Source organism: Undibacterium sp. RTI2.2 (assembly GCF_035018705.1).
GTDB lineage: Bacteria > Pseudomonadota > Gammaproteobacteria > Burkholderiales > Burkholderiaceae_D > Undibacterium.
The window spans coordinates 1-13,829 of sequence record NZ_JASJXN010000006.1 but is presented as its reverse complement, the minus strand read 5'-3'; the positions used below and the strand labels follow the sequence as shown (position 1 = coordinate 13,829).

Annotated in this window: 13 protein-coding genes; 8 read left to right on the top strand and 5 right to left on the bottom strand. The window is 48.1% G+C overall.

Features of this window, described 5'->3' with window-relative positions; all coding sequences use genetic code 11:
• Nucleotides 1–52: 52 nt before the first annotated feature.
• From alaC to QN395_RS04810, 3 genes are all read right to left on the bottom strand, one after another.
• A complete protein-coding gene (alaC, locus tag QN395_RS04820; protein WP_322120083.1) occupies nucleotides 53–1,297 on the bottom strand; it encodes an alanine transaminase in 1,245 nt (414 codons plus the stop codon).
• Nucleotides 1,298–1,590: 293 nt separating this feature from the next.
• The gene (locus QN395_RS04815) at nucleotides 1,591–2,772 is read right to left on the bottom strand and encodes an anhydro-N-acetylmuramic acid kinase (RefSeq protein WP_323492140.1); all 1,182 of its coding nucleotides are present in this window, start codon (nucleotides 2,770–2,772) and stop codon (nucleotides 1,591–1,593) included.
• Between the two features lie 107 nt (nucleotides 2,773–2,879).
• The gene (locus QN395_RS04810) at nucleotides 2,880–4,247 is read right to left on the bottom strand and encodes a M23 family metallopeptidase (RefSeq protein WP_322120085.1); all 1,368 of its coding nucleotides are present in this window, start codon (nucleotides 4,245–4,247) and stop codon (nucleotides 2,880–2,882) included.
• A gap of 287 nt (nucleotides 4,248–4,534) precedes the next feature.
• Between QN395_RS04810 and tyrS the strand changes: the two genes are divergently transcribed.
• The 4 genes from tyrS to QN395_RS04790 all read left to right on the top strand — a co-directional run bounded on the left by tyrS (nucleotide 4,535) and on the right by QN395_RS04790 (nucleotide 7,823).
• Nucleotides 4,535–5,803, top strand: a complete 1,269-nt coding sequence (gene tyrS / locus QN395_RS04805) for a tyrosine--tRNA ligase (protein ID WP_322120086.1) — start codon at nucleotides 4,535–4,537, stop codon at nucleotides 5,801–5,803.
• Between the two features lie 55 nt (nucleotides 5,804–5,858).
• Entirely contained in the window at nucleotides 5,859–6,320 is a 462-nt protein-coding gene (gene dtd, locus QN395_RS04800; protein ID WP_322120087.1) for a D-aminoacyl-tRNA deacylase, read from the top strand.
• Between the two features lie 22 nt (nucleotides 6,321–6,342).
• The gene (locus QN395_RS04795; RefSeq protein ID WP_323492139.1) at nucleotides 6,343–6,990 is read left to right on the top strand and encodes a histidine phosphatase family protein; all 648 of its coding nucleotides are present in this window, start codon (nucleotides 6,343–6,345) and stop codon (nucleotides 6,988–6,990) included.
• Nucleotides 6,991–7,103: 113 nt separating this feature from the next.
• Nucleotides 7,104–7,823: a hypothetical protein gene (locus QN395_RS04790; RefSeq protein ID WP_322120089.1), complete on the top strand. Its 720-nt coding sequence runs from the start codon at nucleotides 7,104–7,106 to the stop codon at nucleotides 7,821–7,823.
• Nucleotides 7,824–7,902: 79 nt separating this feature from the next.
• Here QN395_RS04790 and QN395_RS04785 read toward each other — a convergent pair whose 3' ends face one another.
• Nucleotides 7,903–8,460 (bottom strand): 5-formyltetrahydrofolate cyclo-ligase, encoded by a 558-nt coding sequence (locus QN395_RS04785; RefSeq protein WP_322120090.1) that lies wholly within the window; start codon nucleotides 8,458–8,460, stop codon nucleotides 7,903–7,905.
• A gap of 239 nt (nucleotides 8,461–8,699) precedes the next feature.
• Between QN395_RS04785 and QN395_RS04780 the strand changes: the two genes are divergently transcribed.
• The 4 genes from QN395_RS04780 to QN395_RS04765 all read left to right on the top strand — a co-directional run bounded on the left by QN395_RS04780 (nucleotide 8,700) and on the right by QN395_RS04765 (nucleotide 13,654).
• Nucleotides 8,700–10,616, top strand: coding sequence for a transglycosylase SLT domain-containing protein (locus QN395_RS04780; RefSeq protein WP_416352041.1), 1,917 nt, complete (start codon nucleotides 8,700–8,702; stop codon nucleotides 10,614–10,616).
• 58 nt (nucleotides 10,617–10,674) lie between these two features.
• A complete protein-coding gene (locus QN395_RS04775; RefSeq protein ID WP_322120092.1) occupies nucleotides 10,675–11,400 on the top strand; it encodes a glutathione S-transferase family protein in 726 nt (241 codons plus the stop codon).
• 107 nt (nucleotides 11,401–11,507) lie between these two features.
• Nucleotides 11,508–12,785, top strand: a complete 1,278-nt coding sequence (locus tag QN395_RS04770) for a multifunctional CCA addition/repair protein (RefSeq protein ID WP_322120093.1) — start codon at nucleotides 11,508–11,510, stop codon at nucleotides 12,783–12,785.
• Between the two features lie 185 nt (nucleotides 12,786–12,970).
• Nucleotides 12,971–13,654 carry a GNAT family N-acetyltransferase gene (locus QN395_RS04765; protein WP_322120094.1) on the top strand — a complete coding sequence of 228 codons (684 nt, stop codon included), beginning with the start codon at nucleotides 12,971–12,973 and terminating at the stop codon, nucleotides 13,652–13,654.
• Here the strand turns inward: QN395_RS04765 and QN395_RS04760 are convergent.
• On the bottom strand, nucleotides 13,628–13,829 hold a 202-nt coding region (locus tag QN395_RS04760), incomplete at its 5' end, for a hypothetical protein (protein WP_323492137.1). The two genes, QN395_RS04765 and QN395_RS04760, sit on opposite strands and share 27 nt — an antisense overlap.

Here is a 13,829-nt window from a genome sequence, read left to right as displayed (position 1 = left end):
AGAACGTAACAATGACGTTCTTTGCCAGCGTGAACTCGCTTTGATACTGCGCTTATGCTTCTACACCATCATCGCGAAACATCGTCTTCAGACCACGTAAAGCCTGGCGAATCCGCGCTTCGTTTTCGATCAAGGCAAAGCGTACATATTCGTCGCCATACTCGCCAAAACCGATACCGGGTGACACGCAAAGTTTGGCCTTTTCAAGAACCTGCTTAGCAAATTCAAGTGAGCCCAGTTGACGATAAGCCGGCGGAATATGTGCCCAGATATACATTGACGCTTTCGGAATATCGACCATCCAGCCCAGCTCGTGTAAGCCTTTTACCAAGACATCACGACGACGCTGATACTTGTCGCGAATCTCGCTGACGCAAGTTTGATCGCCTTCCAGCGCTGCAATCGCCGCTACTTGTACCGGCGTAAAACTACCGTAATCGTGGTAGCTTTTTATCCTTGCCAAAGCCGATACCAGCTCTTTATTGCCAACCATAAATCCGATCCGCCAGCCTGCCATGTTATAGCTTTTAGATAGCGTAAAAAATTCGACAGCGACATCACGCGCACCCGGCACCTGCATGATTGAGGGCGCTTTCCATCCATCAAAAACGATGTCGGCATACGCCAGATCATGGACCACCAAGATGTTATGTTTTTTCGCCAGTTTGACGACGCGCTCAAAAAATTCCAACTCTACGCATTGCGCTGTCGGGTTGGAAGGGAAGCCGAAGATCATCATTTTCGGTTTTGGATAACTCTCGCGGATAGCGCGTTCCAGTTCGGCAAAAAAATCCACGCCCGGACTCATGCGTATTGAACGGATATCGGCACCAGCAATCACCGCGCCATAAATGTGAATCGGGTAGCTGGGATTGGGTACTAGCACAGTGTCGCCCTTATCCAAAGTCGCCAGCATCAGATGGGCAAGACCTTCTTTAGAACCGATGGTGACGATCGCCTCGGTGTCAGGATTTAGGTCAACGTCATAGCGGGATTTATACCAATGTGCAATCGCGCGACGTAAGCGTGGAATACCTTTGGAAGCGGAATAGCCATGCGTATCAGGTCGTTGTGCGACCTCAACCAATTTGGCAACGATGTGGGGTGGAGTAGCGCCATCAGGATTGCCCATCGACATATCGATAATATCCTCGCCACGACGGCGCGCCGCCATTTTTAGCTCGGCAGTAATATTGAAGACATACGGTGGAAGGCGATTAATGCGGGAGAAAGTATAACTGCGGCTTGGTGTCGTATCACCCCGGCCCGGCGGAGTAGTGCTATCAATAATGGTCATGATGTATTTTCACGTAAGCGCCCGGATCCGTCCGAGCGACGTTGAAGCGTGTGCTTCATGGACGATCATAACCAGCGCCTCTGAATCGCGCAATGATTTTTATTCGATCAGAAAAAGTGGGGGGAATGGCTAGCGCAAAATGTCTCATTTCGAATTTATCCGCACGTAACAAATAAATATACTCCCCATATGTATATTTTATTGTCCATATAATACTTGGACAATAAGGCATTTTTTATAAAAAATAGGGGGAGTATATGCAATTTGGCAGTGCAAAAGTCTAAGCGATTACGCTAAGCGGGATATAAAGCGCCAAGAATCCGCAAACCTTTTGCGCCAGTTACTTCGGGCAAATTACCCGCCGAGCGATCAACAAATTGTTGTGCCAGCCAGGCAAAGGCCAGGGCTTCAACATGATGTGGCGAAACTCCCAGATCCTCAGTGCTTGCGACGGTTGACTGCGATCCCTTGCGACGCAATGTCGACTCAATATGTTGCATCAGACATTGGTTATAAGCCCCGCCACCGCAGATATAGATGCCAGCAACATCGGGTGCATAATTTAAGATAGCGTCAACCAGAGTCGTCGCAGTGAACGCACACAGCGTCGTCTGTACGTCTACTGCAGAGATATCCGCAAACGCTGACAACTGTAATTTTTGATTCAACCAATCGGGACGGAATAAATCACGCCCCGTACTTTTTGGTGGAGCCGTCTGTAAAAATGCCTCATCGCACAATGCAGCCAACAATCCGGTATGTACTTGCCCCTGCGCCGCCCAGGCACCATTTTCATCATAGGATTTAGCATGATGCTGCGCGATCCAGGCATCCATTAACACGTTACCAGGACCCGTATCGAAACCGGTAGTCGAGCCATCTGCCCGCAATATACTGATATTGCTGATACCGCCGATATTGGCGACGACCCTACATACGACAACCTGACCAAAAATCGCGCGATGAAATGCTGGCACCAGCGGTGCGCCCTGCCCTCCCGCCGCGACATCACGGCTACGAAAATCAGCGATCACATCGATGCCAGACAATTCTGCCAGCAAAGCAGGATTATTGGTCTGGCGCGTATAGCCTAGCTCTGGACGATGTCGTATGGTCTGGCCATGCACACCAATAGCACGCACACTATGCTGATCAAATGACGCCACTTTTTCAAGCAAGGCATTAACGCAAGCGGCGTATTGTCTGACCAGCATATTAGCGGCCAAAGCCTCTCGATGAATCTCATCTGCACCTGATTGCTGCAATGCCATTACATCAGCCCGTAAGGTATCTGCAAACGGAATATAAGCACTCGCCAGCAATCGCATGGTGTTGGCTTGCGCAGGGTCTGAGTGATCTGGTAACGCAACCAGAACGCCATCTACGCCGTCCAGACTGGTGCCTGACATTAAACCGATATACAAGTTATTAGTGAGATTTTTCATGGCGGGGGGGGCAAAGTTAAATTCAGGCATCGTCACCGACGCCTTAAAGCAGATTATTTATCAGGCTAAAAAAAAGGCTGAACATGGAGTTCAGCCTTCTATTGTACTTGTAGATCTGCTCGCAACTTCCTGGAGAATTACTTCGATGCGAGTCTCATCGTTGCTGGTGATCCTTGTGGACGCAACAAGGCAAAGCGATGCGCCATATCGTCCGCCACAGATTTAAAACGCGGCAAGTCGTTTCCGGCGAGTGGCGGTGCGTTGGGCACACTGACCGACATAGGATCACGTGCTTCATTATTCACCCGGAATTCATAGTGCAAATGCGGACCAGTTGACCAGCCAGTGGTGCCAACATACCCAATCACTTCACCCTGGCTGACTTTACTACCTTTATGGATGCCCGCTGCAAAACGGCTCATGTGTGCATACGCCGTGCTGTAATTAGACCAGTGCTTAATGACGACCAGATTGCCGTAACCACCGCTCATGCCTGCGGTCTCCACTACGCCGTCACCGGATGCACGGACAGGTGTCCCGACCACAGCGGCAAAGTCCACGCCTTTATGCGCTTTCCATTGACCGGAAATAGGATGCAAGCGCATCGCAAAGCCAGAAGAAATACGAGTGAATTCCAACGGTGATTTTAAGAATGCTTTCTTGAGGGATTTACCATCAAAACTGTAGTAACCGCCTGCGCCACCCGCCTCATCAAACCAGACGGATTGGAATAACTTACCGGAGTTGCTGAATTCGCCAGCTAATACGCGACCAGTTCGGATGAACTCACCATTCTGCCAAAAGCTTTCATACACAACGTTAAAATGGTCGCCGCGTTGCAGATAACGGAAATCTACATTGGTCTCAAACATACTGACGATTTGGGTCGCAATATTGTCAGGGATTTGTGCATCATCGGTGGCGGCGAACAAGGTCGAGCGGATATCGCCAGAGCGCATCTCTACTCGTTTTTCTAGCTTGGCAGTCGCATCGATAGAGATCAATTTACCCGCTGCATCGCGGGTGATGGTGATGTTGTGAACTGGCTTATCGTTGCTGTCGACCATGGTCGCTTGCAGCCACTCCAGCTCGCCTTCGTCATTGGTCTGAGCACGAATAGATTTACCAGTACGCAGCTGCATCACAGAACGGGCAACCGCGTCAGTTTTAATGAATTTAGTCGCCTCATCATCCTCAACGCCTAAGCGCAATAACAAAGAACCCAAACTATCACCACGTAAGACTTTTTCTTCGCGGATAAAATGCTGTTCGTTCTCTTCTAGGGCAGCAACTTGCTCATCTAATTTAGGCAAATCTAATTGCTGAGTGATTTTCTTGACTGGCAAATCGGAGGCATCCGGTGCCATCGGTGCAACACCGACTGCGCCAAAAGCACACACTGCAAAAAACAAACCGCAAAACGAAACAATTCGCGAAGTACGCGTAGTTCCGAATAACAACCTGCTGCCAGAAGTTAATTGATGGAATTTATCTGATAGACGCATGCAATAAGTTAAAATTAATATATTGAGTAATAAATTGATATAAAGAATTGAGTGCAGGAACGATAAAACGTTCAATGCAGAACGATATAAAAAGTAATTCCTAATACCAATTACTGACTATCGTTCCATCTCATTTTCATACCATTTTCGTATAGTGCCCGAGGCTGAATGCACGAAAAAATCTCGCTGGATTATAGCAAAGCTACCTTGCAAAAAAAACTGATTATGGGTGCAGACCACTCGATCGGCTAGCGGTGTTACAAAAAACTGATGTAGATAAAATCATAATGACCTCCATACAAACTCCCTCTCTTTCTTCAAAATCTGCAGCATCATCCACGGTCTTACCACTATCAGATGCCGTACAACATGCGCTGGCAGTTGCTAAACGCGGTGCGGATGAACTGTTAATCGAATCCGAATTTGCGCAAAAATTAGCTCGTAGTGAACAAACTGGCAAGCCTTTACGCATCAAACTTGGTCTTGACCCAACCGCACCAGATTTGCACCTGGGACATACTGTTGTATTGAACAAGATGCGGCAGTTGCAAGATTTAGGCCACACCGTCATATTTTTGATCGGCGATTTTACGTCGATGATCGGCGACCCTTCTGGACGCAATGCGACGCGCCCACCGCTGACCCGTGAACAGATAGCAGCAAACGCCCAGACTTACTTTAAGCAAGCCAGTCTCGTGCTGGATGCGAGCAAAACAGAGATCCGTTACAACTCTGAATGGTCAGATCCGCTAGGCGCACGTGGCATGATTGAATTGTCATCAAAATACACCGTAGCGCGGATGATGGAACGTGACGATTTCACAAAACGTTTTAAAGCAGGAACGCCCATTTCGGTGCATGAATTTTTATACCCGCTGATGCAGGGTTATGATTCTGTGGCGTTGCGCTCCGATTTGGAACTTGGTGGCACTGACCAAAAATTCAACTTATTAGTTGGTCGTGAATTGCAAAAAGATTATGGACAAGAGCAGCAATGTATTTTGACCATGCCTCTATTGGAGGGTTTGGATGGCATAGAAAAAATGTCGAAATCCAAAAATAATTACATCGCCATCACCGAACCTGCCAACACGATGTTCGCCAAAATCATGAGCATTTCGGACATCATGATGTGGCGCTATTACGAATTATTATCGTTCTGCTCAATGGAGCAAATTACAGCCCATAAAAAAGCAGTCGCCGAGGGACAAAATCCACGGGATATTAAAGTCGCCATTGCGCAAGAAATTGTCACGCGCTTCCATAATAAGCAGGCCGCAGACGACGCGCTGACGGACTTCGTCAACCGCTCCAAAGGTGGCATTCCCGACGATGTGCCAGAAATCGCACTCAGTGGCGCGCCGATTGCGATCGCACAACTATTGAAGCAAACCAATCTCTGCCCCTCCACCTCCGATGCGATGCGTATGATAGATCAAGGCGGCGTGCGTTTGGATGGCGCAGTTGTCAGCGACAAAGCCGTCAAAATTGAGGCGGGTACCTTTGTACTGCAAGTGGGTAAACGTAAATTTGCCAAAATCACTTTGTCGGCATGATCTGCGGTATGGATTACGTCCGGCATCTGCACCGCATCTATCAAAAAACGACAACATGATCGCACTACTACAACGCGTTAGTCATGCCAGTGTTGTCGTTGATAGCAACACCATAGGCTCGATTGGCACAGGTTTGCTGGTGTTGTTGTGCGCAGAACGCGGTGACAGCGAAGTACAAGCCGATGCCTTGCTTAAAAAATTACTGGCCTACCGTGTGTTTTCAGATAACGCTGGCAAGATGAATTTAAGCTTGACCGATACCGCAGGGGACTTGCTGCTGGTGCCACAATTTACATTAGCGGCCGATACCAATTCTGGTACGCGCCCCTCGTTTACTCCGGCCGCATCGCCAGAAGATGGTCGCAGATTATTTGACTACTTTGTCACTCAAGCCAGCACCAAACATAGCCAGATTGCCAAAGTCGCTACCGGACAGTTCGGCGCCGATATGAAGGTCTCGCTGACCAACGATGGGCCTGTCACTTTCTGGCTGCAAACCAAGAAGCCCGCTGTATAGTCAACATTCAGAAGCGTTATTTATGACCGATATTCTCTTGATCCGCCACGGCGAAACCGCTTGGAATGCGATCCGCAAACTACAAGGCCACTTAGACGTTCCGCTCAATGCAGAGGGCATGCGGCAGGCAAAAGCTCTTGCTGCGGCATTACAAAATGAAAAACTGGATGCCATTATTTCCAGCGATCTGCAACGTGCAGTACAAACCGCCGGAGAAATCGCTCGTCTGCAAGGTCTCAGTACGCGTATTGATGCTGGTCTGCGCGAACGCTGCTTTGGCGGCTTTGAAGGTTTGTTGTACAGCGATCTGCCACTGCGCTTTCCGGAGGCTTACGCAGTCTGGCAAGCACGTGATCCTGATGCACCGTTTCCACCCGGAGAAAATCAGGGCGAAACCATACGTCAGTTCCACACGCGGGTCATGACACATATCCTGCATTATGCGAAACAATTTGAAGGACAAAAAATCGCTTTGGTGGCGCATGGCGGCGTACTCGAATGCGCCTATCGCGCCGCTAACAATCTGGCACTAGATGCGCCGCGCGAAGTCACTTTATATAATGCCAGTATTAACCGCTTTCGGTACGACCCGACGCTGGCAAACGGTTTGCAATTGATCTCATGGGGCGAGATTGAACATCTGAATCATGATCTCACTGACGAAATTTAACGAGATTGCATCAGAGTCGCAGCTTGAATTGAGGCTTGAAAAATTCAGAATCGGCTTAAGATACTCAATGCAATTTATGTGCATTGCGAATGCTTAGTCACTAAGGAAGCTCCATGGGCCTAGATTTACTCAATTTAAAACAAGCGTCCAATGATTTTGAGAAATCGATGGAGCGTTTGATTGATCAAAATGTAGCTCCCTTAGTTGAGCGCTCGATACAGCAAGTGAGTACGGAATTATCCCAAGTTATTCAGCAAGCCGGCGCGCAGATTGATCGCAATATTGCTGTACTGTCAGAAGAAATTCACAACCAGCGCAGCATGACCAAGGACGATATTAAAGCCTTGATTGATTATTCAACCGAACAAATCGGTGCCGCATTAGATCAGCGCATTCTCGCTATCAAGCATGAGACTTCCACCTTGATCAATGAAAAAGTGGAGATGCTAAAAGCAGAGCTGGAAGATGCTGCAATCACCAGCCGTAAGACCATGTATGTGAACGTAGCGATCTCCATCGGTGCTGCGATTTGCATGGCAATCATCGGTTTAATCTATAAAAAAATCTCGCTGGGCGAACTCAATTTGCTAAACGTGTTCCGCGTCACTTTGCTGTCGTGTGCAACATTTACGTTAGTGCTGTCCGGCTTAAAAGGCTTGCAGCGCTGGCGCGGCATGAGGCGCGCAAAAAAAAGCGTGGCGACGGTGGCGATTTCTTATCTTGGTGTGCTGCGACCAAATGGCGCAATGGGATTATTTTTGCTCAGCGTGGCGTTGTTAGCCGGGTGGTGGCGCTATATCACTTTGCGAAGTGAACAGAACCTCCGAATTTGAACGTCCAATGATTATGTGGCCTCCGGACCAATATCGTGCCAGAAGCTGCAGAATGAATGGGCGTTGAAAATAAAATCAGTTAGCTCCTCTCCGTTAATATCCAATCTAACGGTACGTCATGCGAGCCAACTACAAATTCTGTGCTTGCTAGCGAGTAGGCAATTCCGATTGTTTTTGGCCTTGGTGTTAGCGCCAAAGTTCGGTCATAAAATCCACCGCCATAACCAAGCCGAAAATGCTGACTATTAAATCCGACACAAGGGATTACCAATACTTGCGGCTGCAAGAATTGCCAGGGTTTTTCTGGGATGGCGATACCGTAATCATCTTGCCCCATTGCATCTCCTGGCTGCCAGGCCGCAAATGATAGCGGCTTATATTTGGCAACTACAACGGGCAAAGCAAGCTGAATACCTAAATTGTGCAATTGGGCATAACAAGCGCGTAAATCTGGCTCTGCCTGAATCGGCCAGTAAACACCTAGGCTAGCGGGTTGATATGTACTGCACCATGCCAAAACTTGCTGAGACAAATGTAAATCCCATCGCTGCCTGTCATCTAGACTGGCAGAGCGGCGTTGATCTAGCAAGCGTTTGCGCAAACCACTGCGCGATTCGCCATGAAATTGATCAACCATGACCAGTCAATCCTGTTTTAGAGTTTTGTAATCGAAGGCTTGCGAGCTGAGTGGGCTGTGTCATACTGTCTTAAACGTCAAGATGGAAGCTGTAGAAAATGGATTTGCTCAATAAAATTTTATATAACAAAATAGCAGGTAGCAAAATTACTGCTAAAAATACTGGCATTAATATTCCTGCAATTAACTTCAAAATTGGCGCTAAAAATTGCCTGAAAATCTGTCTGTCGTTGGCAACAATGGTAGCAGTTTTATCTCCGTACACCAACGCAGAAGCGGCAAAACCGAGTAAAACCTTTGTCAATGATGATGATCGTTTTATGGCGCTGCGTGACGCTGCAATGCATGACGATGCCGCCCAGGCAGATGAGTATGCGGCCGCACTGGCGCAATACACTATTCCGTCGTACGTTGATTACTATCGTCTAAAAACTCGCTTGCGCACGGCCTCTGCGGACGAGTTTAAAAATTTCTTATCTAAATATGAAGGTAGTGCAATTGCCGACCGTCTGCGCAACGATTGGCTGCTACTCCTCGGCCAACGTGGTGAATGGGATACGTTTGATGTGCAATATCCGCAATTTGTCGTGGCTGATGATACTCAAGTTAAATGCTATGCCCTGCTCTCTAAAGCCACTAAACAGCAAAAAGTAGCGACCGAAGCACGTGCGCTGTTAACTGCGCCCCGCGACTACGGTGCCGGTTGCTACTCGCTAGTCACGTATTTATCGGCGAGTGGTCAATTCAGTGACAACGATCTTTGGGCCCAAATGCGTATAGCGGCGGAAAATGGCGCGCAGCCTTTGGCGCAACGCTTGGCACGGCTATTAGAGATTGGCGACAAACGGATTACCCAAGTATTTGAGAAGCCAGCTTTGATGCTAAAAAAAGCCCCTGAATCTGACAAAGTAGCGCATGAGCTGTACATCCTCGCATTAGGCAGGCAAGCAAAAGCCGACCCTCAGGATGCGGCCGATACTTTATCCCGTTTTAGCGCTAAGTTTTCTGAAAGCGAACGCGCCCAGGCTTGGGCGCAAATTGCCTTGCAAGCTGCGTTGAAGCTACAGCCAGAAGCACTAGGCTATTGGCAACGGACTGAAGGCGCAACGCTATCGTTGGAAGGCTATCAATGGCGCGTCCGCACCGCACTCAGAGAAGGTGATTGGAAGCTAGTAAAAAGCGCGATTGCCGCCATGCCAGCGAGTCTAAAATCTGATCCAGCATGGGTATATTGGCTAGCACGCGCACTCATGACCGAGGGAAAGACTGAAGAGGCACAAGTAATGTTTGCCAGTATTGGTGATCAATTACAATTTTACGGCCAGTTAGCGCTGGAAGAACGTGGTCAAAAAATTGGCGTGCCACTGACAATTAAACCAGTAACGGCAGAAGAACTCGCACCGATACAAGCGAACCCAGGCTTACAAAGAGCGCTGAAATTTTATGCCATGAATTTGCGTTTTGAAGGCACCCGTGAATGGAATTGGGAGCTGCGCAAAATGAGCGAGCGCCAACACATTGCCGCAGCAGAATTTGCACGTCAAAACGAGTTGTTAGACCGCATGGTAAATACCTCTGACCGTACTAAAGGCGAGCTGGACTTTAGCCAGCGTTATCCGACACCGTTTAATGACAGTATATATAAGACGACGCAAGCTTTGGGCTTGGACATGGCATGGGTATATGGCTTAATACGACAAGAATCCCGTTTCGTAATGAAGGCAAAATCGAATGTAGGCGCATCAGGTTTAATGCAAATTATGCCGGCCACTGCCCGCTATGTTGCCAAAAAAATTGGCCTTGGTAATTTCTTGCCTGAGCAAGTTAATGATGTCGATACCAACATCGCACTTGGCACCAATTATTTGAATATGGTCTTGACAGATTTAGGCGGCTCGCAAGCGCTGGCATCAGCTGCCTATAACGCGGGGCCAGGTCGTCCGCGTGCTTGGCGTGCCAGTTTGACGCGCCCTGTAGAAGGCGCTATTTTTGCAGAGACAATTCCGTTTTCAGAGACGCGTGGCTACGTGAAAAATGTCTTATCTAATGCTACTTACTATGCTGCGCTGTTCGAAAAAAAACCACAATCACTTAAAGCTCGCTTAGGCGTAGTCGTTCCAAAGGGTATGTCTGCGACTGACTCTGATTTACCTTGATTTTTAAAAAAAATATTCGATATTCAACCTGCTTTATACCTCACTCTTTGACCAAACTATGCAAGATACTGAACTAGAGACAACACTCGCTGCCATCTTCTCTGGGGATAAAAAAATACCCGTGCAACTAGTCATTGGTAATAAAAATTATTCGTCCTGGTCGATGCGTCCTTGGGTGGCGATGAAAGCATTTGGCATTCCGTTTGAAGAGATTCGTATTTTGCTGGATATGCCGGACACGACTGCGCAAATCTCAGAATACTCACTAGCAGGTCGTGTCCCTGTGTTATTGGCGAAAGATATTACGGTATGGGACTCTCTGGCTATTTGTGAGTTTCTGGCCGAGCAGTTTCCACTTCTGAATTTGTGGCCTGAGGACGTCGCAGCACGAGCAATGGCACGCAGCGTTTGTGCAGAAATGCACTCTGGCTTTAGTGCTTTACGTAAAGAAATGCCGATGAATATTAAAGCGTTTGCGCCAGGCGCGGGACGCACTGCAGGGTCGCAGGCAGATATTGGTCGCATCTCTGAAATTTGGGAAGACTGCCTCGCAAAATACGGCGCGCATGCGTATCTGTTTGGAGATTTTTCGATAGCAGATGCCTACTTTGCGCCGGTAGTGATGCGTTTTAAAACTTACGTAGTATCGCTGGCACCGGCTTTGCAAGCTTATGCAGAACGGATAGAAGCACATCCCGCAGTAGCACAATGGATGCAAGAAGCGCTGACGGAAGCAGAAGAAATTCGTTCTGATGAACCCAAGCCCAACAAGCCTGAAGAGTAAGCAAGTTTAAATAAATTTGCTGAAGCCAGCCGGATAAGTATCAATTATCAAGTACCGGTTAATTTTTCTTAAATTGATTCTGCACTCCTTAAATCTGCAATCATTGTATGAAATCCTATATCGTCGGCGGCGCAGTTAGAGATCGCTTACTAGGCTTGCCAGTGCAAGATCGCGACTATGTTGTGGTAGGTGCTACGCCAGCCGATATGCTGGCGCAAGGCTACACGCCAGTTGGAAAAGATTTTCCTGTTTTTTTACACCCCAAAACCCACGACGAATACGCCCTCGCACGTACCGAGCGCAAGACTGCGCCTGGTTATAAAGGCTTTGTATTCCACACCGATGCCAACGTGACGCTGGACGAGGATTTAATCCGGCGCGACCTGACCATTAATGCCATGGCTCAGGACGAAGCAGGCAATATTATTGACCCCTTTAACGGACAAACCGATTTACAACAACGCATATTCCGGCATGTGTCCGCCGCATTTGCAGAGGACCCGGTACGCATCTTGCGCTTGGCGCGTTTTGCGGCGAGGTTCTCGGTTGATCCGAATGCCTTTAGCGTCGCGCCAGAGACCATGTTGTTGATGCAGCAGATGGTAGCTGCTGGCGAAGTGGATGCCTTAGTACAGGAACGGGTATGGCAAGAACTATCACGTGGTTTGATGGAGGAGCGTCCCTCACGCATGTTTGAAGTGCTGCGCGAATGCGGCGCCTTGGCGCGGATTCTGCCTGAATTAAATGCTCTCTGGGGCGTGCCACAGCTACCCAAACATCATCCAGAAATTGATACCGGTGTGCATGTAATGACGGTAGTTGATTATGCTGCTAGCGAGTCGTACTCCTTACCGGTTCGCTTTGCCGCGCTGATGCATGATTTGGGTAAAGGCACCACGCTACCAGATCAGTGGCCACGTCATTATGGACATGAACAACGCGGTGTTGATCTGGTAGAAGCCGTTTGTCAGAGATTGAAAATACCGACTGATTGTCGCGATCTGGCCATCATGGCAGCACGGGATCACGGTAATATTGGGCGTGCTTTTGAATTACGCCACGACGCTATCATCAGCTTATTAGAACGTAGCGACGCGTTCCGCAAGCCACAACGTTTTCTGGACTTATTAAGCGCGGCAAAATCTGACTGTTTTGGTCGGGCTGATTTGCCTGATATCCGCTTTCCGCAAGCAGAATATCTGGCACAGGCACTGGCGGCAGCACAGCAAGTGCAGTCCGGCGCGATTGCGCAACAAGTCACGGCAAAAAATCTGCCCGGACAATCTCAGCAAATTGCGCTGGCAATACGGCTAGCCAGGGTTGACGCTGTACGTCAGTTTAAAGAGCAATTTCAGGCCAAAAATCCTAACGATATCGCTCACTAATCCCTTTAATAACAATATATCATCTGCTAAGCATAACACCCATTGCGCGATAACAGGCTCTGGCTATGCTGCTTAGCACAGTATAAATACTCTACTGCCTGCGATTTTCTGGAATAAACTTTAATCCTCACCTACAATTAAGCAATTATTGTGCGCCGCACAAATTTGTTTGTAGAAGGACAACCATGAACGCCTCTGATATTTTCCCTGCAAACAAAGAAGGCAATCCTCCGTCGCCTAAACCAGTAGCTAAATCTAGCGTTTTTGTGAAAGAGTTATCCGAGAAAGACAGACGCCGCATATTGCGACACTTTCTTGCGTTAAAAGAGAGCGATCGCCTGCTGAGATTTGGTACCTATTTGCCAGACGAAATGATTACAAAATATGTTCAGGGCATCGATTTTTCACGAGACAAGGTATTTGGCGTTGTCAGCGCACATTTTCGCTTAGTCGGCGTGGGTCATTTGGCTTTTGCACCCCGCGAGAAAGAGGACGAAGTAAGCAACAAAGATAAAGTCGCAGAATTTGGCGTCTCTGTATCTGAAAATGCTCGCGGCAAAAGCGTTGGTGTCAAATTATTTGAACGTGGCGCGATTCATTGCCGCAATGCCGATGTCGACACCTTATACATGCATTGCCTGTCGTCCAACCAGACGATGATTCATATCGCAAAAAAAGCGGGTATGGAAATTCACAGAGAATACGGCGAAGCAGATGCCTATTTAAAACTACTGCCGGCGGATGCATCCAGTATGTTTAAAGAAGCGCTACAAGAACAGGTAGCGTCATTAGATTACACACTCAAGGCCAATACGAGAGCGGCGGTGAAATGGTTGGGGAGTTTACCGAGAAGGAAGAATGAGAGATAGGTACAGCGGCAGCGTAGCCAGTGCGGTGTCATGTGATAAGGAAGGGGTATTGTTTGAATCGTCTAAAAAGACGAAGGCGAAAGCAAAGACAAAAAAAGGCAAAATTCTAAAAAGGCAAAAGCCCTTAACTCGGATGGAGTTAAGGGCTTTGCGGAATAAAAGCCTGACGATGACC

Bases quoted from the DNA above. Each gene is read 5' to 3' on its own strand.
- QN395_RS04780 (WP_416352041.1), top strand. From the start codon at position 8,700: ATGGTAGCAGTTTTATCTCCGTACACCAACGCAGAAGCGGCAAAACCG.
- alaC (WP_322120083.1), bottom strand. From the start codon at position 1,297: ATGACCATTATTGATAGCACTACTCCGCCGGGCCGGGGTGATACGACA.
- dtd (WP_322120087.1), top strand. From the start codon at position 5,859: ATGATCGCACTACTACAACGCGTTAGTCATGCCAGTGTTGTCGTTGAT.
- QN395_RS04795 (WP_323492139.1), top strand. From the start codon at position 6,343: ATGACCGATATTCTCTTGATCCGCCACGGCGAAACCGCTTGGAATGCG.
- tyrS (WP_322120086.1), top strand. From the start codon at position 4,535: ATGACCTCCATACAAACTCCCTCTCTTTCTTCAAAATCTGCAGCATCA.
- QN395_RS04775 (WP_322120092.1), top strand. From the start codon at position 10,675: ATGCAAGATACTGAACTAGAGACAACACTCGCTGCCATCTTCTCTGGG.
- QN395_RS04790 (WP_322120089.1), top strand. From the start codon at position 7,104: ATGGGCCTAGATTTACTCAATTTAAAACAAGCGTCCAATGATTTTGAG.
- QN395_RS04810 (WP_322120085.1), bottom strand. From the start codon at position 4,247: ATGCGTCTATCAGATAAATTCCATCAATTAACTTCTGGCAGCAGGTTG.
- QN395_RS04785 (WP_322120090.1), bottom strand. From the start codon at position 8,460: ATGGTTGATCAATTTCATGGCGAATCGCGCAGTGGTTTGCGCAAACGC.
- QN395_RS04815 (WP_323492140.1), bottom strand. From the start codon at position 2,772: ATGCCTGAATTTAACTTTGCCCCCCCCGCCATGAAAAATCTCACTAAT.
- QN395_RS04770 (WP_322120093.1), top strand. From the start codon at position 11,508: ATGAAATCCTATATCGTCGGCGGCGCAGTTAGAGATCGCTTACTAGGC.
- QN395_RS04765 (WP_322120094.1), top strand. From the start codon at position 12,971: ATGAACGCCTCTGATATTTTCCCTGCAAACAAAGAAGGCAATCCTCCG.